The 23688-nt window shown below is 34.0% G+C and carries 17 protein-coding genes; 16 read left to right on the forward strand and 1 reads right to left on the reverse strand.

The features are described from left to right. Nucleotides 1-162 precede the first annotated feature (162 nt). On the forward strand, nucleotides 163-1599 hold the full coding sequence (locus B2Y85_RS00685) for a carbon starvation CstA family protein (protein WP_372518545.1): 1437 nt from the start codon (nucleotides 163-165) through the stop codon (nucleotides 1597-1599). 1 nt (nucleotide 1600) lies between these two features. After that, complete coding sequence (locus tag B2Y85_RS00690) at nucleotides 1601-2098, forward strand: GNAT family N-acetyltransferase (RefSeq protein ID WP_372518546.1); 498 nt, start codon at nucleotides 1601-1603, stop codon at nucleotides 2096-2098. Nucleotides 2099-2261: 163 nt separating this feature from the next. Here the strand turns inward: B2Y85_RS00690 and B2Y85_RS00695 are convergent, their stop codons facing one another. Further along, complete coding sequence (locus B2Y85_RS00695; protein ID WP_372518547.1) at nucleotides 2262-2996, reverse strand: acyl-[acyl-carrier-protein] thioesterase; 735 nt, start codon at nucleotides 2994-2996, stop codon at nucleotides 2262-2264. Nucleotides 2997-3174: 178 nt separating this feature from the next. Here B2Y85_RS00695 and B2Y85_RS00700 point away from each other — a divergent pair, with 178 nt between their 5' ends. The 14 genes from B2Y85_RS00700 to B2Y85_RS00765 all read left to right on the forward strand — a co-directional run bounded on the left by B2Y85_RS00700 (nucleotide 3175) and on the right by B2Y85_RS00765 (nucleotide 23633). Further along, nucleotides 3175-4485, forward strand: coding sequence for a PhoH family protein (locus tag B2Y85_RS00700; RefSeq protein ID WP_372518548.1), 1311 nt, complete (start codon nucleotides 3175-3177; stop codon nucleotides 4483-4485). A gap of 3 nt (nucleotides 4486-4488) precedes the next feature. Continuing rightward, nucleotides 4489-5367 carry a PHP domain-containing protein gene (locus B2Y85_RS00705; protein WP_372518549.1) on the forward strand — a complete coding sequence of 293 codons (879 nt, stop codon included), beginning with the start codon at nucleotides 4489-4491 and terminating at the stop codon, nucleotides 5365-5367. Nucleotides 5368-5384: 17 nt separating this feature from the next. Further along, complete coding sequence (locus B2Y85_RS00710; RefSeq protein ID WP_372518550.1) at nucleotides 5385-6836, forward strand: DUF2779 domain-containing protein; 1452 nt, start codon at nucleotides 5385-5387, stop codon at nucleotides 6834-6836. 201 nt (nucleotides 6837-7037) lie between these two features. Then, nucleotides 7038-11789 (forward strand): hypothetical protein, encoded by a 4752-nt coding sequence (locus B2Y85_RS00715; RefSeq protein ID WP_372518551.1) that lies wholly within the window; start codon nucleotides 7038-7040, stop codon nucleotides 11787-11789. A gap of 569 nt (nucleotides 11790-12358) precedes the next feature. Then, nucleotides 12359-13171, forward strand: coding sequence for a diaminopimelate epimerase (gene dapF / locus B2Y85_RS00720; RefSeq protein WP_372518552.1), 813 nt, complete (start codon nucleotides 12359-12361; stop codon nucleotides 13169-13171). A 109-nt stretch (nucleotides 13172-13280) separates the two neighbouring features. After that, entirely contained in the window at nucleotides 13281-14450 is a 1170-nt protein-coding gene (locus B2Y85_RS00725; protein WP_372518553.1) for an LL-diaminopimelate aminotransferase, read from the forward strand. A 367-nt stretch (nucleotides 14451-14817) separates the two neighbouring features. Next, nucleotides 14818-16143, forward strand: a complete 1326-nt coding sequence (glnA, locus tag B2Y85_RS00730) for a type I glutamate--ammonia ligase (protein ID WP_372518554.1) — start codon at nucleotides 14818-14820, stop codon at nucleotides 16141-16143. Nucleotides 16144-16379: 236 nt separating this feature from the next. Continuing rightward, nucleotides 16380-17465 carry a class II glutamine amidotransferase gene (locus B2Y85_RS00735; protein ID WP_372518555.1) on the forward strand — a complete coding sequence of 362 codons (1086 nt, stop codon included), beginning with the start codon at nucleotides 16380-16382 and terminating at the stop codon, nucleotides 17463-17465. Continuing rightward, nucleotides 17462-18967 (forward strand): glutamate synthase-related protein, encoded by a 1506-nt coding sequence (locus tag B2Y85_RS00740; RefSeq protein WP_372518556.1) that lies wholly within the window; start codon nucleotides 17462-17464, stop codon nucleotides 18965-18967. Before B2Y85_RS00735 ends, B2Y85_RS00740 begins: the two co-directional genes overlap by 4 nt. An 8-nt stretch (nucleotides 18968-18975) precedes the next feature. Beyond that, a complete protein-coding gene (locus tag B2Y85_RS00745; protein WP_372518557.1) occupies nucleotides 18976-19431 on the forward strand; it encodes a 4Fe-4S dicluster domain-containing protein in 456 nt (151 codons plus the stop codon). A 113-nt stretch (nucleotides 19432-19544) separates the two neighbouring features. Next, on the forward strand, nucleotides 19545-20795 hold the full coding sequence (locus B2Y85_RS00750) for an NAD(P)/FAD-dependent oxidoreductase (RefSeq protein ID WP_372518558.1): 1251 nt from the start codon (nucleotides 19545-19547) through the stop codon (nucleotides 20793-20795). 1 nt (nucleotide 20796) lies between these two features. Next, nucleotides 20797-21537, forward strand: coding sequence for a hypothetical protein (locus tag B2Y85_RS00755; protein WP_372518559.1), 741 nt, complete (start codon nucleotides 20797-20799; stop codon nucleotides 21535-21537). A 123-nt stretch (nucleotides 21538-21660) separates the two neighbouring features. Continuing rightward, complete coding sequence (locus tag B2Y85_RS00760) at nucleotides 21661-22989, forward strand: ammonium transporter (RefSeq protein ID WP_372518560.1); 1329 nt, start codon at nucleotides 21661-21663, stop codon at nucleotides 22987-22989. Between the two features lie 305 nt (nucleotides 22990-23294). Further along, nucleotides 23295-23633 (forward strand): P-II family nitrogen regulator, encoded by a 339-nt coding sequence (locus B2Y85_RS00765; RefSeq protein WP_372518561.1) that lies wholly within the window; start codon nucleotides 23295-23297, stop codon nucleotides 23631-23633. The last annotated feature ends 55 nt before the right edge of the window (nucleotides 23634-23688 follow it).

Raw genomic sequence — 23688 nt, forward strand, 5'->3', positions numbered from 1 at the left:
ATGATAAAAAAACAGGTAAAATGATTCTTTTACCTGTTTTTTTGGTATAATTATTTTATCGTTGTGTCATCCCGCACTCGATGCGTGATCTCTTAGTTAAAATAGTCGTTAAACTATAAGCTTTAAGCTATAAGCTGTAAGCTTTTTTATTTGGAGTATGAAATGATTACTTTTTTAGTCGGACTTTTAATTTTATTTGTCGGGTATCTTACATATTCGAAATATGTTGAAAAACAGTTTGAACCGGACGACAGACCAACACCGGCTTATGCAATAAACGACGGTGTGGATTTTGTTCCGTTAAGCACCAAAAGAAATCAAATGATACAGTTGTTAAGTATTGCGGGTATGGGACCGATTGTAGGTGTTATACAGGGAATTTTGTTCGGTCCGATAGCATTTCTTTTAATTCCGTTAGGTTGTATCCTTATGGGTGCGGTTCACGATTATGCCGCAGGTATGATATCTATGAGAAATAACGGAATGCAGGTTACGGGATTAATACAAAAATATTTAGGCAAAAGTTGGTATTACATATTTTTCGGAATAATTGCAATAATGATGCTTCTTGTCGCTGTAGTTTTTGTTTATACTTCCGGAGATTTAATAGCTTCAAAGTTTTTTAATGTTTCGGATTTTTCTTTAAGTAATAATACAATTTTATATATTTACGGTGCGATAATAGCTTATTATATGTTTTCAACAATGTTTTCGATAGATAAAATTATAGGAAATCTCTATCCTGTACTCGGCCTTATTTTAATTATCGGAACTCTTCTTGTTGTTGTAGGCTTTTTTATAAAAGGGGTAAATTTACAGGAAATAGATTTTACTCATCTTAATATGCATCCTAAAAAACTTTATTTGATACCTATATTTTTTATGACAATCAGTTGCGGACTTTTATCGGGTTTTCATTCCACACAATCAACAATAATTGCAAGAACGGTTAAGCACGAAAAAGAGGGGAGAAAAGTTTTTTATGCGATGATGTGCGTGGAATCTTTTATCGCTATGGTTTGGGCTGCCGCATCAATGACGGTTTACAGCTTAAATATTGTTCCGGAAAAATTTATAGGTCAAATTCCCGCAATACAAATTATTACGGAACATTTTGTTCCTTCTTATTTGGCTTTTATAGTTATAATTGCAATAGTAGTATTGCCGATAACTACGGGAGACACTTCTTTAAGAGCTTTAAGGTTAACATTGTCGGATGCATTTAAAATAAAACAAACGAAAGTTGCCGGAAGATTTTTAATAAATATTCCGGTATTTTGTGCGGTTTTATTTTTATTATATGTAGTAAAATCTCAACCCGACGGATTTGCTCTTGTTTGGAGATATTTTATGTTTGTTAATCAGTTGATAGTTTTACCTACATTTTTCTATGCAACTATATATTTATATAGAAACAAAAAGAATTATTTCATTACATTATTACCGGGCTTACTTTTTGTTTACATAGATATGCTTTTTATATTAAATGCAAAAATCGGTTTTAATTTAAGTTATACTCTTTCGAGTATAATTGCATTGATTCTTGTAGGAATAAGTATGTTTTGGTTATCAAAGAAACTTGTAAAACAAGGAAAATAAAATGAATATAACTTTTGAACAAGTAGTTACGGAAGAACAAATAAAAGTTTTGGCGGATACGGCAAATATCGTTTGGCACGATGCATTTAAAGAAATTTTAACATTGAAACAAATTGAATATATGATAGAAAAATTTCAATCTTTTAATGCATTGACTGAAGCAATAAATAAAAACGGATATGAATATTATTTAATAAAAGCAGATAATAATGTTGCCGGATATACCGGGCTTCACGAAGAAAACGGAAAAATGTTTTTAAGTAAACTTTATATTTTAAAAGAATACAGGGGAAAACAAGTTGCATCAAAAGCTTTTGAATTTATTGAAAATTTAGCAAAGGAAAAAAAATTAAAATCCGTTTGGTTGACGGTAAACAAAAACAATAATCATGCAATAGAAGTTTATAAACATAAAGGTTTTGTTGTGATAAGAAAACAAGTTGCCGACATCGGTAACGGTTTTGTTATGGACGACTACGTTTTTGAAAAAAATTTATAATTTACAATTTATAATTTATAATTAATAAAAAAAAGGAAGAATATTTTCTTCCTTTTTTTTGTATGTATATACTAATTACCATACCATTGTATAATTTCGGACTTCAATCCGGAATCTATTAAAAATCTGTCCGAAGGATACCAAAATTACTAATTGCTAATTACTAATTGTTTTTCTTAAAGCTTGCTTTCACCAATGCAGCTTCTTTTTCCGGTGTTCCTATGGAAATCGTAAAATCTGTTTCTGAATTGTTTTGAACTTTTGCCGTTACAATGTTATCTTGTATAAAAACGGGTTTCTTAAAATTTATTTCCATTTCATCTAAAATATGATCTTGTTTAAATTGTTGAGTAAATGTTTCCATTGCCCACATAGGGTAAACACAATTGTTTACATGTCCGTTACTGTCTATATCATCTTCTCTTATTTGTATTTGCTTTTCCGAATTTATTTGTTCGGGAGAATGAATTTTTGCAAAATCCGTATTTATTGCTCTTTCCGGTAAAACATCATAAGTGAGGTTATAACTGTCGAATTTTATAGGTCTCATTTTTATTGTATCTATCATTGCCCACTGGCTTGAAGCGGCAATTAAAATATTTCCGTTAACATCTTTTATAAGAAACTCTCTTATTGCAAGTATGGGCGTTCTTGCACATGGCCATGTTTCAAGTGTTATTTTGTCAAAAATTTTCGGTAAAGAAAATATTTTTATGTGATAACCTCTGCCTATCCAAGCTAAATGATTTTGTTTATAAAAAGTGTATCCTACATTAAGTTTTTCGGCATGAGCGTCCGCCATATCCTGTAACAAGTGAAATATACTTATAATTTTTAGTTGTTCGTTCCTGTCACATTCATAGTTTGATATTGTATGTTCTTTAATAAGTTTTTCCATGATAATACTCCGAATAATTTTCTTGGTATTATACAAAATAAAAAATTTTTTTAATAATAAAAGGTAATATATTGCTGTATATGGTGCATTTAATTATTATTTGATTTTTCAATACAAATTGACTATAATATATAGTAAGAATATTAAAAAAAATGTTGTTTATATAAAGGGGGATAGTATGGCTATAAAGTCTTTTGTATTAGATACAAATGTTTTGTTGCACGACCCTGACTCAATGTTTGCTTTTAAGGATAATAAAGTAGTTATTCCTTTAACGGTAATTGAGGAATTAGATAATTTTAAAAAACTTAACGATGAAAGAGGTAGAGGAGCAAGATTAATTTCCAGAAGATTGGACGATTTAAGATCAAAAGGAAAATTAACGCAAGGTGTTCCTTTAAAAAACGGCGGTACTCTCGTTATAGAAATGATACATAAAGTAGAGTTTCCGGAAGAGTTTACCGTTTCCAAATCGGATCATCAAATATTGTCTATAGCATTATACCTTAAACAAAAAGGCGAAAATGTTATATTCATAACAAAAGATATCAATTTAAGAATAAAAGCCGAAATTTTGGATATTGTAACACAAGATTACGAAAAATCTAAAGTTAAAATAGATGAAATTTACAGAGGCTGGAAAGAAATTCAGGTTTCGCCTGAAAAAATAGATAAATTTTATAAAAACGGTAAAGTTGATGTTCCTAAAAATGTAGAATTTTATGCAAACGAATTTGTATATTTAAAAGACGAAAACGGAACATCAAAAAGTGCTTTAGGTAAATATGTTGCCGATAAAAAAATTATACAACCTTTATTTCATATAAATTCTCAACCTTGGGGATTAAAACCGTTAAATATCGAACAAAGATTTGCTTTTGAGCTTTTGTTATGCGACGATATTTCGTTGGTTACTCTTATAGGTTTGCCCGGTGCGGGAAAAACTTTGCTTGCACTTGCTGCAGGTCTTCAAAAAACGGTTGAAGAAAGACAATTCAGAAGACTTTATATCGCAAGACCTATAATTCCTATGGGTAAAGATATCGGTTTCTTGCCCGGAACAAAAGAAGAAAAACTTTCTTCTTGGATGGGTGCAATAAACGATAATCTTGAATTCTTAATGGATAAAGGTCACGAAGATTCTAAGGTAGATGAAAAGATAGATTATTTGTTTGAGTCGGGGCAGATAGAAGTGGATTCTCTTACATACATAAGAGGAAGATCTTTACCGAAACAATATATAATAATAGATGATGCTCAAAATTTAACGCCTCATGAAGTAAAAACAATTATTTCAAGAGCAGGTAACGGAACTAAGATAGTTTTAACGGGAGATCCTTACCAAATAGATAGCCCTTATTTGGATGCATCATCTAACGGGTTAACTTACTTGGTTGACAGATTTAAAGGACAATCGGTATTCGGGCACTTAATGTTCTCTAAGAGTGAAAGAAGTGTCCTTGCTGCATTGTCATCGGAGTTGTTATAAAAAATGTCTCAAAAAGAATATTTTGTTGATTTGCACATACATACATGTTTTTCAGATGGAATTTTTACACCGGAACAAGTAGTAGAATATGCTTCAAGAGTCGGACTTTCGGCAATAAGTATTACCGATCATGATACGGTTGACGGAGTACAAGAGGCCGTTGATGCAGGCAAAAAATACGGGATGGAAGTTATATCCGGTATAGAGTTGTCTGCCGAATTGGATAATGTAACCAAAACCGAAATGCATATTTTGGGATATTATGTAAATTGGAAATCAAAATCTTTTAATGAAGCACTTTCCGTATTTAAAAAAGTAAGAATTCAAAGAGCAAAAGATATCTTCGAGAAATTAAAGAAATTAAATATTGAGTTGGATCCGGAAGGATTAATTTCAGGTGTGGGTGATAAGGTTATCGGTAGACTTCATTTTGCCAAAGCAATGCTTGAAAAAAATTATGTTTCTTCCATATCGGAAGCTTTTCAAAAATATTTAGGGTTGGATAAACCCGCTTATGTTCCGAAACATTATATATCACCTAAAGATGCAATCTCTCTTATTATAAGAGCAGGCGGTATTCCCGTATTGGCACATCCTTATTACGGACATTACAGCAACAAAAATATTTTTAAAGGACTTATCAATGACGGTCTTATGGGAATAGAAGCATGGCATACAAGTCATCCTCCGCATATCGTTAAGAAATTTTTATCAATCGCGGATGAGATGAATTTGATAGCGACCGGCGGTTCGGATTGTCACGGAGCTTACGGTAAAAATGCTGCTCCTCTAATCGGAAAAATGAAAGTTCCTTACACCGTTTTGGAAGCATTGGAAGCAAAGAAAAGACAAATAGAAGAAAAAAACAGTACACTTCTGTAGGTGTTAATCATATAGTTATGAAATCTATAAACAAAAATCTTTTTTTAAAAACTTTGGAATGTCCCGTGTTTGCATGGCATTTGTATCGCGGGCTTGTTCCTAAAGATAATTCTTTAACCGACGATTTTTTAATAATGGAAGCGAAAAAAATTCACGATATGGCAAAAATGTTGTTCCCCGACGGAATACAAGTTTCGGGAAAATTCGAAGAAGCATTGCAGCAAACAAAAGATTTAATCAAAGATAAAACAGTAAAAACAATTTTCGAACCTGTTTTCGAATACGACGGTTTTGTCGCAAAAGCGGATATTTTGCACAGAACGGGAAATAATCTATGGGAAATAATAGAAGTTAAGTCGGGAAATAAGTGGAAACATAAATATATATCCGATACAGCTTATATAAGTTTAATTGCATCAAAAACAATCCCGTCGATATCAAAGGCAACTTTATATTTATTATCAAAAGATTTCAGGTTGGGAAATTCAATTGAGGAACTTTTTAATGAAGTGGATTGCAGTTTCGATGTGTTTACCAAAGCGGAAGATTATTCCATTTTGTTGGATACCGTAAAAGATGTTTTGTTCGCCGAAGCTCCGAAAAAGAAAAAACTTAAAATGCCTTGCAAAAATTGTTCTTTGTTTAAGCAATGCACGGGAGAAGGGATAGAATATCATATTTTTGATTTACCGAGACTTTCTCAACTTGTTTTTAATAAGTTATGTGAAAATAAAATATACGATATCAAAAATTTACCCGAAGACATAGAACTGACACAAATGCAAAAAGTTGTAAAAGATTGTGTTATTAACGATAAAATATATGTAAGTTTCGATTTAAAAACGGAACTTGAAAAAATAGTGTTTCCGTGTTATTACTTGGATTTCGAATCTGTTATGACGATATATCCTTTATATAACAATATTGCTCCGCATACTCAGGTTTTAACACAATATTCAATACATAAGTGTGATGCAATAGAACATATTATTGACCATTTCGAATATATTGCCGACCACAAACAGGATTGCAGAAAACAAATTGCAAAAAAACTTATAGAAATATTGGGAACGCAAGGCAGCATTATTACTTATTCTTCCGCAGAAAAACAAATAATAGAAAAACTTGCTGTTCTTTATCCTGAACTTGCACAACAGTTGGAAGCAATAACGGAAAGAATTGTAGATTTTGAACAAATACTCAGAACAAACTATTACGATAAACGGTTTCACGGCAGAACATCAATAAAAAAAGTTTTGCCGGTAATGATACCGCAAATGAATTATAGCGAATTGGAAATAGGTGAAGGAGATGTTGCATTGTCTGCATTTGCATATATGGCTATGGGTTTATACGACGACGAAAAAGTAAAAGAAACAAAACAAAACCTTTTAAAATATTGCGAGCAAGATACTCTTGCATTAGTTGAAATGCACAAGTTTTTATATGAAGCATCGAAAAATGTATAAAATTTTAGTACAATTTGAAATAACAACAAAAAGAGTTAAAAGACAAAATTAAAATAAAAGAGTTCTATATCAAAAAGTATATATGAATTTTATAGAAATTAGTCCGTATGCTTTCCAAAATTACTGATTACTAATTTCTAATCACAGTTCATTCGTTAATTATAAAATTTAAATTATAAATTATTGTTGTAAGGGGTATTTATGACAAATTTAAACAAGTTGTTTATGAAAGTTTTTTCTGTGATGTTGTCTGTAATGTTATTAAATGTATCTGCATTTGCAACCGGAAGGTATATGACAATTGACGAGAATTATGCAAATGGAAGTGGGAACAACTACGTTTATCTTAAGGGTAATGATAGTAGTCACTATCATAATATAGACAATTATCACGAGAATAGCGGGAGTGGAGGTGCTATTCTTGTAGAGCATAACAATATGAGCCTTCATACACGATGGGTGAGCTTTTACGGAAACTCTGCTGCACAAAACGGTGGAGCAGTAGCAATAACAAAATTCCATTATTTGCAGGATTATTTTACTGACACATATTTTTCTGCTAATTCTGCAATTGATGGTGGAGCGATATATATATCAACCGGATTTGTAAGTATACACTCATCTGGACCAGAAAAAACTGATTTCGGCGCCAATGTCAGTACCGAAGAAGGTGGTGCAATATATAATAACAGTAAATATCTTATAATTGGTACAGAAACAGATAAAGGAACAATATCTTTTCGTCTTAATAGGGCAGGAACAGCCGGCGGAGCAATATATAATTGTGATAATGCCGGAACTGAAATTGGCCAATATATAAACTTTTCAACAAATACGGCAAAGACTTTTGGCGGAGCGATTTATAACGGGCAGAATGGTAAAGTTGAAATCGATAATTATTCGAAATTTATTGATAATTCTTCCGGGAGTATGGGTGGAGCAATATACAATAAAGGAAATATGAGCATAGGTGCGTTCACAAATTTTCAAGGAAACCAAACAAGGTATTCCGGTGGAGCGATACATAATACTACAGGTAAACTTACAATTAGCAGCTATACGATTTTTAGTTTAAATAAGAGTACAGATACGAGTAATGGTAAAGGCGGAGCAATATATAATTATAATGGTTCTGTTACTCTTGATAGTTCTATAGAATTTAATGAAAATACTGCACGAGAAGGCGGAGCAATATATAATACTAACGGCGGGAAATTTAATATTGGTTCTTCAGTTGAATTTTCTTCTAACACAGCAGGTACTGCCGGCGGAGCGATATATAATCATGCTTCTTCAACGTCTACTTTCACAATAGGTAATGATGCAAGTTTTTATAATAATAAGGCATCCGTAAATAACTCCGGAGGAGCAATATATAATTATGATTCTAAAATGGAAATAGGTAATAGGGCTGTTTTTGAAGATAATAGTGCCGGATATGGCGGTGCAATTGCACATGGAGACAGAGATAATGTATCAGCAATGATAATAGGAGACAGTTCACGATTTATAAATAATACTGCAGCAAGTAGAGGCGGCGCTATAAGTTCAGATACAAATGATACATTTATACTTGGTAAAAATGCAGATTTTACAAATAATTCCGCAGGTGATTACGGCGGTGCAATAGAAAACGGAGGAAATTTTATTGTAGGTGACGGAGTAGAATTTTTTTCTAATACAGCTACAAATAAATCCGGAGGAGCAATAGCTAATTTCGGTGGTGCTTTTATGGTTGGAACAGATGCAAATTTTAACGAAAATACTGCCAAAGAAAGCGGCGGTGCAATACATAACGACAAATTTCTTGATACAAACGGAACAATTTATATCGAGTCCCGGTCAAAATTTGTGAAAAATTCTACAGAAGGAGACGGTGGTGCTATTTATAATTATGGAGGAGAAGTAATATTGGATGGCGGTTCATCTTTTTTTGAAAATATTGCGAACCAAAATGGCGGAGCAATTTATAACAAAAAAGGCGGTGAAGTAAATATCGGAATAGATTCAAACCTTCGTGTGTTTTTTTCAACAAACACGGCAAAGGGTTCAGGCGGAGCAATTTATAACGAAAATGACGGTGAAGTTAATATTGGAAAAAGTTCAAAGTTTATTGATAATTCAACTGAGAGTAGAGGGGGAGCAATATATAATGATGGATATATGAGTGTTGATGAGAATGCAGAATTCCTGGGAAATAAAACGAAGTATTATGGCGGAGCAATATGTAATTCAGGAGAACTTATAATTGAATTATATACAAGTTTTAATTCAAATAAGTGTACAGACACGAGAAATGGCAGAGGCGGTGCAATATACAATAATAACGGTTCTGTTACACTTGGTAAATCTGTTATGTTTAATGAAAATTCTGCTGTAGAAGGTGGTGCAATATATAATACTAATGCCGGAACACTTAATCTTGGTGACCAAGTTAAGTTTTATTCTAACACATCAAGTAATGGCGGTGGAGCAATTTATAATCATTCTTCTTCAACAGACATATCTGTAATAGGTAGTAATGCGGCTTTTAATAACAATAAGGCATCCGAGAATAACAGCGGCGGTGCAATATATAACTATGATTGTAAAATGAAAATAGGTACTAATGCTGTTTTTGACGGTAATACAGCCGGAGAAGGCGGTGCAATTAAACATGCGGACAGAGATAATATATCAACAATGGAGATAAATGCCGGAGCAAGCTTTACAAACAATGCAGCAAAAAGCAGAGGCGGTGCTATACATTCCGATACCGACGATAGTTTTACACTCGGAGAGAATGTTTCTTTTATGAAAAATTCAGCAGGTGATTACGGCGGAGCAATATCAATTACGAATGGTGGTTTTGGTATCGGTAGAGATGTGAAGTTTTCTTCGAATGTGGTAAGTAATGGTTCCGGTGGCGCAATAGCAAATTTTGCCGGAGATCTTGTAATTTCATATTCTGCAAATTTTTATGGGAATATTGCTAAAGAAAAAGGTGGGGCAATATATAACGACAGTTTTTCAAATACATATGGAAAAATCACTATCGCATCTAATGCTATATTTTCTTCTAATGTTGCAACAAACGGTAAAGGTGGAGCAATATATAATACAGGTTCCATTATATTAGAGAATAATGGAAAATTTATAAATAATTTGTCCGAAGATGGCGGTGGAGCAATATATAATGATAATACAGGAACAATTAGGATAGATAAAAATGTAATGTTTACCGGTAACGCATCAAATTTTGCCGGAGCAATTGAGAATAATGGAACAATAACCTTTACCGATGGAGCAATATTTAGAGACAACACTTCAGAAATTGGTGAGGCCGGAGCAATTTTAAATAACGGCACTTTGAATTTTGTAGCGGATACATGCTATGTGGAATTTACCGGAAACACGAGCGGCGGTGATCCGATTGCAATATGCAGTGATGGTGGAACAACAAACTTGTGGGTCAGTGAAAAGACATATATGATGTTTAATGATAAAATAGAAGGAGATGATTTAAGTGTAATAAATATAAATCAATCATCCGGAACACTTCCCACAAATGGTATAATAAATTTGAATGCAGATATGAGCGGATATAAAGGAACCGTGAATTTTTATAATGGAACAATAGAATTAAAATCAGCTGGAAAATGGTTCGGTGGAGATTTGACAGTTTCGAATTCACCTGTAATAAATATGGCAAACGATGTTATTTCCGAACACAATTTTAATAATTTAACAATAAATAATAGTTTGAATTTGAATGTTGATGCCGATTTGGCAAATGGTGAAATGGATACAATATCTGCATCAAATTTTGGAAATTCTTCCGGGAAAATAAAAGTAAAGGGAATAAATATATTAAGTGATATTGATAAAAATGAAATGGTAGAAATAGCATTTGCAGATGATGTATTAAAAAGAAAAGTTGAATCTGTAAATAAAGCGAGTTCAGTATTGTATAATTATAGAGTTAAATACGATGAAAATACAGGATATTTTAGATTTATAAATGGGGCTTCAACAAAAAATATGGGAACCGCAGCAAGTGCAGTATCAGCAAGTGCAGGCGGTGCGGCAACACAATCTTTGGTGGCAAACCAAGTATTTGCAAGTATGGACGGAAAAGTGTCAAGCAGTAAAAAAGCAAGTATAGATCCTTCCAATTTATATGTTTCCGCAGGAGACCAAGTGTTTGATAACAGTGGAAAAATAGAAAGAGGGTTATGGTTAAAACCGTTTATGTCACAAGAAACGGTAAAAATCGGTGATGCCGATGTAGATAATAATTTGTACGGAACACTTGCCGGAATAGATTTTCCGTTAGGACAAGATAAACAAGTATCATTTTATTTAGGATATGCGGGAAGCAAACAGGAAGTAGAAGATGTAAAATCCAATCAAACCGGATATGTATTGGGTGCAACCGGAATGATGATAAAAGATAATTGGTATACGGGATTAACGGCAAATGTAATGTTTAATAAAGCATCAATAGATACTGATTTCGGAACAGATGATGTAGATATGAATATGTTTAGTATCGGTGCAAAAGCAGGATATAATTTTAACATAAGTGATAATTTTGTATTGGAACCTAACTTAACATTGGTATACGGAGTAGTAAACAGTCAAGAATATGAAACATCGCAGGGAGCTCAAATAGATAGCCAAAGTGTAAATAATATATCGGTAGAACCGCAAGTAAAAGCGAAATTTGAAATCGGAAACGGATGGCAACCGTATGGACTTTTGGGATATTCGGCAAATTTAGGCAGTAAACCGACGGTAAAAGCTGAAGGTGTAGAACTAGAACTTGACAGTATAGACGGTTATGTAGAATACGGAGCAGGTGTAAATAAAGATTTCATCGGAACGGTATGGAGTTGTTATGCGCAGGTTACCGGCAGAAGCGGTGGAAGAAACGGATTTTCAGGAAACTTGGGTATCAAATACAAATTTTAACGACTTATAGCGACCGAAATATTTTAGCTACAACTTTGAAACGCAAGAGTTTATGTACCCCTTACGGGTTTGTACACCGCACTCTTGCGTTTTTTCTTTGTATCTAAAACCTTTCTAGTCTTGTCAAAAAATGCAATTGATATTTTTGCATTTTTTGAAATGTATGCATTTGCGAGTTTCTTCTTTTCGTCACAAACTTTGCAGTTTTTTCTCTGTCCTTACATTCTGTGGTAAACGCTTTATTAACCTAAAATCTTAAGGCCTTAAACGACAACGAACTTTAAATCCTTAAAACATTCAACCATTCAACAAACTTGTCATCCCGCACTTGATGCGGGATCTCGTTGTTATCATTAAACCATAAACCACAAACTATAAACTAAAAATTATCGTCGATAATTTTTGTAGTTGACAAAAAAAATTTTTTGTTATACAATTAAAGCACAACAATACAGCAACAAACTTTTAGCAAGGGTGCTAAAAAGACAAAAATCTTTTTAGCACTCTTTTTTTATTTTAATATTAGATTTTTTGTAAAACAAAAAACATGTAGTCTTTAAGGAAATTAAATGAATTTAAGCTTTTATAAGTTAACAGCAGCGGGAAACGATTTCGTTTTAATAGATAACAGAGAAAACATTGTTCCTGAAAATATACATTCAAAACTTGCCGCAAAACTTTGCGACAGAAGATATTCTATAGGCGGAGACGGACTTATCCTTTTGGAAAAGTCTTCAAAAGCCGATTTTAGAATGAGATATTATAATTCGGACGGATCTTTTGCAAGTATGTGCGGTAACGGCGGAAGATCAATTGCAATGTTTGCTTATAAGTTAGGTATTGCAGGCAAAAACATGAAATTTGAAACAGATGCAGGCTTGGTTACGGCAGAAATAAAAAGTGACACTGTTGTAAAACTTGCATTGTATAATCCGAAAGATTTGGCTCTTAACGAAGAAATTGATGTTGAAGGAAATATTTGGACGATTCATTCTTTAAATACGGGTGTTCCTCATGCAGTAGTTTATGTTGACGATATAGAAAAAGTAAGTGTTCAAAAGTATGGAAACATTATAAGGTTTCATAAACATTTTGAACCTGCAGGAACAAATGTAAATTTTGTTAAAGTGGATAAAGATAACACAATACTTGTAAGAACTTATGAAAGAGGTGTGGAAGGAGAAACTTTAGCTTGCGGAACTGGAGTAACTGCATCGTCTATAATTTCCGTTTTGTTAAACAAAGTTAAATCACCGGTACATGTAATTACAAGAGGTAAAGATAACCTTTATGTAAGTTGTAAAACAGAAGGACAAAATATTTCTGAAGTATATTTGGAAGGACCGGCAGTCGTTGCATTTACCGGAGAAGCAGAGGTATAGATGGATAGATGTATAGATGTATGGAAACGACAAAGGCACAAGAGTTTGTGTCATCCCGTACTTGATACGGGATCTCGCAGTTGTTTTTAAACTATAATGAGGAATAAAAATGAAGATTGAAACGAGTGAAAAATTAAAGAAGTTGCCACCGTATCTTTTTATAGAAATAGACAGAAAGAAAAAAGAAGCAATAGAGAGAGGTGCAGATATAATATCGTTGGGTGTCGGTGATCCTGATATGCCTACACCAAAGCATATTGTTGAAGCAGGGCAAAAAGCATTGGCAAAACCGCAAAACCATCAGTATCCGTTCGGTGCAGGTATGCTTTCTTTCAGAAAAGCGGTCGCAGGTTGGTATAAGAAGAAATTTAACGTAGATTTGAACCCTGACAATGAAGTTTGTGCTTTGATAGGTTCAAAAGAAGGTATAGGACACATGCATTTGGCTTTTGTTAACCCGGGTGATGTAGTTTTAATTCCCGAGCCGGGATATCCCGTTTATAACACGGGAACAATATTTACCGATGGTATCCCCTATTTTATGCCTTTGCTTGAAAAAAACGGCTTTTTGCCCGATTTAGATGCAATTCCTGAAGATGTTGCTAAAAAAGCAAAGATAATATTTGTTAATTATCCCAACAACCCTACGGCAGCAATTGCACCTAAAGAATTTTATGTTAAACTTATACAATTTGCCAAAAAGTATAACATTATAGTTGCTTATGATAATGCATATTCCGAAATTTATTATGATGACAACGAAAAACCTATGAGTTTTTTGGAATTTGAAGGAGCAAAAGAAGTCGGTGTGGAATTTCATTCGTTATCAAAAACTTGCAATATGACCGGTTGGAGATTAGGTTGGGTTTGCGGTAACAAAGATATTGTTGCAGCAATTGCAAAAGTAAAAGATAATTATGATTCCGGAGTTTTTCAAGCAGTACAGGAAGCCGGAATTACGGCATTAACAAGTTCACAAGAATGTGTAGAAGAAATGAGAAAAATGTATAAAGCAAGAAGAGATGCTTTGTGTGATGGATTAAATGCGCTCGGTTGGAACGTAACAAAACCGAAAGCATCATTTTATGTTTGGGCAAAAGTGCCAAAAGGATATAAATCGTCTGAAGTGGTTTCAAAACTTTTGGATGAATGTGCAATAGTTTGTACTCCCGGTAACGGTATGGGAAAAAGCGGTGAAGGGTATGTCAGATTTGCATTGACGGTCCCGGTTCCGAGAATTAAGGAAGCACTAGCAAGAATAAAAAATTGCAAGTTTTAGAAAATTAGAAGAACAGAATTAAAGCAGTAAAACTAAATAAGAGTTAAGCAAAGGTGCTTAAAGATTCAACTGTAATCTTTAAGCACCTTTTTTATTAAGTAAATTTAAATAGATAAATAAGTATTTAGCAAAGAGGCTAATGAGATTTTAAAATCTTTTTAGCCTCTTTTTCTTTGAAAATATAAAATTTTGCGAAGCAAAAAAAATACTTTATAGCCGTTAAAGGCTTTGATTTTTCAGCTGAAGCAAAGAATTTGCAGACTGTAGTGTGCTGAAGTAATAGCGGAGTGACCGGCACATGAAGGATGCAAATTCGAAGCTGTAAGCAAAAAGGCAAAGCCGACTGCTATAAAAAAAGGAGAAAAAAATGTATACAAAACAAGACATTATCAAAATTGTTAAGGAGCAGGATGTACAGTTTATAAGGTTGCAGTTCACCGATATTTTCGGTCAATTAAAAAATGTTGCAATAACGGCAAGCCAAATAGAAAAAGCTTTAGACAACAAATGTATGCTTGACGGTTCTTCAATTGAAGGTTTTACAAGAATTGAAGAAAGTGATATGTATCTTTATCCGGATCCGGACACATTTGTAATTTTCCCTTGGAGACCGCAAACAGGTAAAGTTGCAAGATTAATCTGCGATATTTATAAGCCCGACGGAAAACCTTTTGAAGGTTGCCCGAGAAATATTTTAAAAAGAAATTTAAAAGCAGCGGCAAAACTCGGATACACATTTAATGTCGGTCCCGAACTTGAATTCTTTTTATTCCATACCGACGAAAAAGGTAAACCTACAACAGTAACACACGATGATGCTGGATACTTTGATTTGGCACCTATAGATTTAGGTGAAAGTGTAAGAAGAGATATGTGCTTAACTCTTGAACAAATGGGATTTGAAATTGAAGCTTCTCACCATGAAGTTGCAAGAGGACAACACGAAATAGATTTTAAATATGCGGAAGCACTTAAAACTGCAGATAATATCAATACATTTAAGTTGGTAGCAAAAACAATAGCACAAAAACACGGACTTCATGCAACATTTATGCCTAAACCTATTTTCGGTATAAACGGTTCGGGTATGCATACAAACCAGTCATTGTTTAAAGACGGTAAAAATGCATTTTATGATCCTAAAGATTCAATAGGCCTTTCAAAAACAGCATACAGTTACATTGCAGGTATAATGAAACATATAAAATCAATGGCTGCAATATCCAACCCGCTTGTAAATTCTTATAAGAGATTGGTTCCAGGATATGAAGCTCCAGTATATATTGCATGGTCTGCAAGTAACAGAAGTCCGTTGATAAGAATACCTGCTGCAAGAGGAGCATCTACAAGAATAGAGTTAAGATGTCCGGATCCGGCAGCAAATCCGTATTTCTTGCTTTCCGCATGTTTGGCTGCAGGTCTTGACGGAATAAAGAATAAACTTAAAGTAAAACATTCTACCGATAAGAACATATTCAAGATGACAAAAGAAGAAAGAGATGCTGCGGGAATAGAAAATTTACCGCATAACTTAATAAATGCGGTAAGAGCAATGCAAAAGAGCGATTTAATGAAACAGACTTTAGGTGAATATTCGTTCAACCTTTATACACAGGCAAAGACTGAAGAATGGGATAATTACAGAACGAAAGTTCATCAATGGGAAATAGACGAATACTTAGTGAACTATTAACTGAAGTTGATAGTTTACAATTAGTAATTATAAATTAGCAATTAGAAATTAATGCGTTTTTGCGAAACAAAAATACAATAAAAATCGCAAAGCGATTTCCAAGACTGAAAGGTTTTAAACGAGACAAAAGAGTTTTCGAGCCGAAGTGTATAAAGTTGGTGAAACATACATGAGGTTCGAAAACTCAAGGTCGCAGTAAAAATATTTCGGTCGATATAGGTTGCAAAGGAGCAAGCATGAAAGAAGGTCAAGTAAGAATACCGGCAGGATGTGCAATAAGCGGTATCATAGATAAAAAAGGTAACAGATTTAACGGAACAGATATTATTAAATCAATTGCATTGATGCATGAAAGATCTAACGGTCTAGGCGGCGGATTTGCAGGATACGGAATATATCCTCAATATAAAGATTTTTTCGCTTTACACATTTTTTATGATAACAATCAAATAAAAGCTAAAACGGAAGAATTTTTAAACGAACACTTTGAAATAGAAAGTGCGGGAAATATTCCTACAAGAAAAGTTCCGTCGATAAAAAACAAACCTTTAATATGGAGATATTTTGTTCTGCCCAGAATTTATAAAGTCAGAAACTTAAATATGGACGAAGACGAATTTACCGCCAGATGTGTAATAAGAATAAATAAAGAGTTCGGCGGTGCTTATGTATTTTCAAGCGGTAAAAATATGGGCGCATTTAAAGGTGTAGGTTACCCGGAAGATATAGGGAATTTTTATATGCTTGAAAATTATGAAGGTTATATTTGGACAGCACACGGAAGATTTCCTACAAACACTCCCGGATGGTGGGGAGGAGCTCATCCTTTCACTATGCTTGACTGGTCTATAGTTCATAACGGAGAAATATCTTCTTATGATGCCAACAGAAGATTTGTGGAAATGTTCGGATACAATTGTTCTCTTCAAACAGATACGGAAGTAATAACATATTTGCTTGATTTGCTCGTCAGGAAGCATAAACTCCCTATGGAAAAAGCTTTACAGGTGTTGGTAGCACCTTTTTGGAAAGATATTGAAAATGAAAATCCTAAAAAAGCACAAGAGTTAAAAGCGTTAAGAACGGTATATTCATCCGCTCTTATAAACGGTCCTTTCTCTATCCTTATAGGATACGAAGACGGACTTATAGCATTAAACGACAGAATAAAATTAAGATCAATGGTAAGTGCAACAAAAGGAAGTAAAGTATATTTTGCAAGTGAAGAAAGCGCAATAAGAGTAATTTGCCCGGAACCTGAAAACATTTATCATCCGAAAGGCGGAGAACCGGTAATCGTTAAGTTGGAGGCAAGACAATGAGTTTAAATTTAGTATCGGACAGATTTGAAGTTTTAAGAGATAATACAAAATGTATCAGGTGCAAAGTTTGTGTAAAACAATGTTCCAACGAAGTTCATATATTTGATGAAGAAGATAATATTGTTTTGTCTAACGATTCAAAATGTGTATGTTGTCACAGATGTGTTGCAATGTGCCCGACAAAAGCAATTAAAATAAGAAAGAACACATTAGAGTTTAAAGAAAATGCTAACTGGACAGGCACGGCAATAGACGAAATTTACAGACAGGCACAAACGGGCGGTATGCTGTTATCCAGTATGGGAAATCCTAAACCGTTTCCTATTTATTGGGACAAGATATTGTTAAATGCAAGCCAGGTAACAAACCCGTCCATAGATCCTTTAAGAGAACCTATGGAAACAAAAGTTATGATAGGTAGAAAACCGGACAAAATAGAGTACGATAAAAACGGTAATATGATAACAAAAATTCCGCCGCAAATAGAGTTAAATATGCCGATAATGTTTTCTGCAATGAGTTACGGTTCAATATCGAAAAATGCTCATGAAGCTCTTGCAAGAGCCGCAGAAAAGTTGGGAATACTTTATAATACCGGTGAAGGCGGACTTCACAAAGATTTTTATAAGTACGGTAAAAATACTACCGTTCAGGTTGCTTCAGGTAGATTCGGAGTTCATTTGGACTATTTGAATGCAGGTGCGGCAATAGAAATTAAAATCGGACAAGGTGCAAAACCCGGAATAGGTGGACATTTGCCGGGAATAAAAGTAGGTCCCGATGTTTCGGCAACAAGAATGATACCGGAAGGTTCAGATGCAATATCACCTGCACCGCACCACGATATATATTCAATAGAAGATTTAAGACAATTAATCCTTTCTTTAAAAGAAAGTACAAATTATACAAAGCCCGTTTTTGTTAAAATTGCTGCGGTTCATAACGTTTCAGCCATTGCATCGGGTATTGCAAGAGCAGGAGCGGATGCTATTGTTATAGACGGTTTCAGGGGCGGAACGGGAGCAGCCCCTACAAGAGTCAGAGATAATGTGGGAATACCTATAGAACTTGCATTGGCAAGTGTGGATCAAAGATTAAGAGATGAAGGTATAAGAAACCATATTTCCGTTATATGTGCAGGTTCAATAAGAAACAGCGCGGATATAGTAAAGGCTATAGCTTTAGGTGCGGATGCCGTATATATTGCTTCCGCGGCATTAATTGCTATGGGGTGCCACATGTGTCAAAGTTGTTCTACCGGTAAATGTAATTGGGGTATAGCAACACAAAATCCCGAACTTGTAAAGAGATTAAATCCCGATATTGCTTATGAAAGATTAATAAATTTACTTACTGCGTGGAACAACGAAATAAAAGAAATGTTGGGCGGAATGGGAATAAATGCAATAGACAGTTTAAGAGGTAACAGATTAATGTTAAGAGGAGTAGGTCTTAACCTTAAAGAATTGGAAATACTCGGAATAAAACATGCAGGAGAATAATAAAAGAAATGAAAAAAGTTTATGCTTTTGAAAAAAATTGTTTAGGGTGCGGGTTGTGCGAAGTTTATTGCAGAACAGCACATTCAAAATCAAAAGATATCATAAAAACATATAAAAAAGAAAATGTTGATTCTGCAATAACTATTGAAGAGATAGAAAAGAACGGAGTAAAAACTTTTTTTGCTCTTCAGTGCAGACATTGTGCAGAACCGAAATGTGTACAGGCATGTATTTCTGGTGCGATGTATAAAGATGAAAACGGTATAGTCAGAAACATAAAAGAAAAATGTGTAGGGTGTCAGTCGTGTATAATGGCTTGTCCGTTCGGTGCAATAAAAATGTCGGTATCGGGAACAGTTATTTCAAAATGTGATTTGTGTACGGAAAACGGAAACGAACCTGCTTGTGCAAAGAATTGTCCCAACGGTGCCCTAAAGTTTATGGATTTGGAAGAGAAGAAGTAAGTTGTTCTTTTTTTGGTCATTGCGAGACAATGAAATTGTCGTGGCAATCTATAAATAATGTTCTTGTAAAATGAAAATTTTAAAAACTAATTTGGTCGATATAGGAGTAGTAAATGAATTATGTAATAATCGGAAACAGCTGTGCGGGAACAAGTTGCGCTGCCGAAATCAGAAACATCGATAAAAAAGGCAATATAACAATATTGTCGGAAGAAAACTTTCCTGCTTACGGAAGACCGTTAATTTCTTATTTCCTGCAGGGAAAACAGACTTTGGAAATAATAAAGTATAAAAAAGACGATTTTTATACAAAAAACAAAATAACGGTTAAATTAAATTCTAAAGTAGAAAGTATAAACACAACAAAGAAAGAAGTTGTTTGTGTAAACAAAGAAACTTATAAATACGATAAACTTCTTATTGCGACGGGAAGTGTTCCTTTTGTTCCGCCTGTAAACGGAATAGAAAAACATAAAAATGTTTATACTTTTTTAAATATTGAATCTGTTCGAAATATACAAAAAGTTGTTAATAAAAATTCAGATGTGGTTATTATCGGTGCGGGACTGATAGGTTTAAAAGCAGCTGAAGCATTGGCAGAACAAGTTAAATCCGTTAAAGTTTGTGATATGGCAGACAGAGTTATGGCTTCCGTGTTGGATAAAAATACGGCATCTGTTATTCAAAACCATATAGAAAAACATAATGTTACTTTTTACCTTTCAAATACGGCAAAAGAAGTTAAAGAAAATTCCGTAATACTTGCCGACGGGACAGAATTAAATTCTGATGTTTTGATAATGGCGGTAGGTGTAAGACCTAATATTTCTATTGCAAAAGATATAAACATAAAAATAAACAGAGGTATTGTTGTAGATAAATATATGCAAACATCTATAAAAGATATTTATGCTGCAGGTGATTGTGTAGAAAGTTTTGATGTTTTGTCGGAACAAAACAAGATTCTTGCTTTATGGCCGAATGCTTTTGTTCAAGGTAAACTTGCCGGTTCTAATATGGCTGGAGTAACAAAAGAATTTACAGGTGCTTTTCCCTTAAATGCTATAGGATTTTTCGGACTACATTTAATTTCTGCAGGTATTGTTGATACAAAACAGGACGGATATAAAGTTTATATCCAAAAAGATGATAATAAAAATTTATTAAAAAAACTCGTAATAAAAGATGATAAACTTGAAGGATTTGTTTTTATAAATACAAACGAGAGAGCGGGAATATACACTTCTTTAATTAATGATAAAACACCTTTAAGCAGTTTAAATTACGATATAACAAAACAAAATATAGGATTAAATGTTTTTTCTAAAGATATAAGAGAAAATAAGATATTCGGAGGGATATAAAATGAAGCAGATAGATTTAGAGGTTAATAACAAGTTAGCCGAAGATTTGAATAAAGAAATAAGACAATTTGCTTTAAATTACGACGAAATAAATCTTCACGGTGTATGCGGACAAAGATATATCGGGTGTGGAATAGATCACGACATTAAAATAAATATAGATGGTGTTCCCGGTAACGATTTGGGGGCATATATGGCAGGTCCCGAACTTGAAGTGTTTTCAAATGCTCAGGATGCTATCGGCAACACAATGAACAAAGGAAGAATTATTGTGCACGGAAGTTGCGGAGATACTACAGGTTATGCAATGAGAGGCGGAGAAATATTTGTTAAAGACAGTGTAGGGTATAGAGTAGGTATTCATATGAAAGAATATCTCGATATGAAACCGGTAATAGTTATAGGATCATCCGCAGGTGATTTCTTGGGTGAGTATATGGCCGGAGGAATAATAATATTGCTCGGTATAGGAATAACAAAAGCGGAAAACTTGACGGGAAAATATCTTGGTACCGGAATGCATGGCGGAGTAATGTATATTAACGGTTCCATACCTAAAAAAAATATGGGAAAAGAAATAAAAAAAGTTGAAATGAACGACGAGGATAAGAAAATATTGAATAAATATATAAAACAGTATAAGAAATATTTTAATTATACAAAAGCAATAAATATTGATAATTTTTCGAAATATATTGCTGCGGATAAGAATCCGTACCACCTATTATATACGAAAAATTAAAAATTTTTGAGCGAAACGGATGTATTAAAGATTTAAAACATAAGGGCAAAGAAGTCCGAAAGAAAAATCTTTCGGGCTTCTTTCTGTTTTAAAAAAATAAAAATAAAAAAAAGGAGGGAGAAAATGAGAAAGTTGTTAATTAGTATGTTCTTTCTTTTAATTTCTTTGTTTGTGTTTACTCCCGTATATGCACAGGAAGTTGAACAAGAAACACAAGAAGTTGCAGTTCAGGAAGTAAATAATATCAGTGGTGCGGATACTGCATTTATAATTATTTGTGCCGCTCTTGTTATGATAATGACACCGGGAGTAGCACTATTTTACGGCGGTATGGTAAGAAGAAAAAATGTTTTAGGTACATTAATGCAAAGTTTTGTTGTTTTAGGTATTGCAACGGTAATTTGGCTTGTTTACGGATACAGTTTGGCTTTCGGTCCTGATATAGGTCATGTAATAGGCAGTTTAAAGTGGGCATTTCTTGACGGAGTAGGTTTTGAACCGGATCCGACATATTCATCAACAATACCACATCAGTTATTTATGGCTTTTCAAATGATGTTTGCAATTTTAACACCTGCTCTTATTACAGGTGCATTTGCGGAAAGGTTTAAGTTTAAATCTTTTATATTGTTTATAGTTATTTGGCTTACAATAGTTTATTGCCCTATAGCACATTGGGTTTGGGGACAAGACGGATGGATAAAAAATCTAGGAGGACTCGATTTTGCGGGCGGGCTTGTAGTTCATATTGCTTCCGGAACATCTGCATTTGCTGCAATACTTATAATGGGTATAAGAAGAGGATATCATCACGAAGCTATGCCTCCGCACAATTTACCGTTGACATTTATAGGAGCGGCAATATTGTGGATAGGTTGGTTCGGATTTAATGCAGGAAGTGCATTAGCTGCATCCGGACTTGCAGTTTCTGCATTTGTTGTTACTCACATTGCGGCAGGTGCGGCACTGATTTCATGGTCTTTAAGTGAATGGATATACAGAGGTAAACCGACGGTTTTAGGTTCGATATCAGGTGCTGTTGCCGGACTTGTTGCCATTACACCTGCGGCAGGTTTTGTTACTCCTGTTTCTGCTTTGTTTATAGGTTTGGCAGGAGGAGCAATATGCTTTTTTGCCGTAAACTTAAAGGAAAGATTCGGTTACGACGATTCTTTGGATGTTATCGGTGTCCACGGCGTAGGCGGAATTGCAGGAGCTTTACTTACCGGTATCTTTGCAACAACATTGGTTAATCCCGACGGTGCAGACGGCGGAGTAACACTTTTAAAAATTCAAGTAATAAGTGTTATTGCAACGATAGTTTATGCTTTTGTTGTATCGTTTATTATATTAAAGATTATAGACAAGACTATGGGATTAAGGGTATCCGACAGAGAAGAATTGGAAGGTCTTGATTTGTCGCAACACGGTGAAAGCGGATACCGATTTTAACAGCAGGTTATAAGGTGATAAGGTTATAGGATTATAAGTTTAACGACAAAAAACGATGATGTATAGAAGATTAGAGATATGGATGTATGGGAAAAAACAAATAGTAAAAAAACATGTCAAAAATCACAAAGCAATTTTTACCGCTTAGTAGTTAAGACCACAGAGTTTGAAACGAACCGAAGTATTTGGCGAGTGCGGTGTACAAAAAGAAAGTGGTAACGAATTGGTACATAAGGGAGTCAAATACAAAGGTGTAGTTCAAAATATGTGATCGCAATAAAAAAGAAAACAGAAGGGAGGAAAAAATGAAAAAAATCTGTGCAATAGTAAAACCTTACATTGTTGAAGATATTAAAAATGCTCTTACGGAAATAGGAGTGAACGGTTTAACCAAATCCAATGTTGAGGGGTTCGGAAAACAGGGCGGACATAAAGAAATTTACAGAAGTAAAGAATATAGTGTAAATTTTATCATGAAAGCAAAAATAGAAGTTATTGTTAAAGATGATATGGTTGATAAAGTTATAGATGTTATAATCAAAAAAGCAAGAACAGGTGAGATCGGCGACGGGAAAATATTTGTTTATCCCGTAGAAAGGGTAATTCGTATCAGAACCGGTGAAGAAGGTGAATCCGCTATATAGCGGTTTGCCGCTTAGCCGTTAAGACCGCAGATATTAAAACGAAACGAAGTATTTG

Source organism: Candidatus Ruminimicrobiellum ovillum, assembly GCF_002392975.1.
Lineage (GTDB): Bacteria > Elusimicrobiota > Endomicrobiia > Endomicrobiales > Endomicrobiaceae > Ruminimicrobiellum > Ruminimicrobiellum ovillum.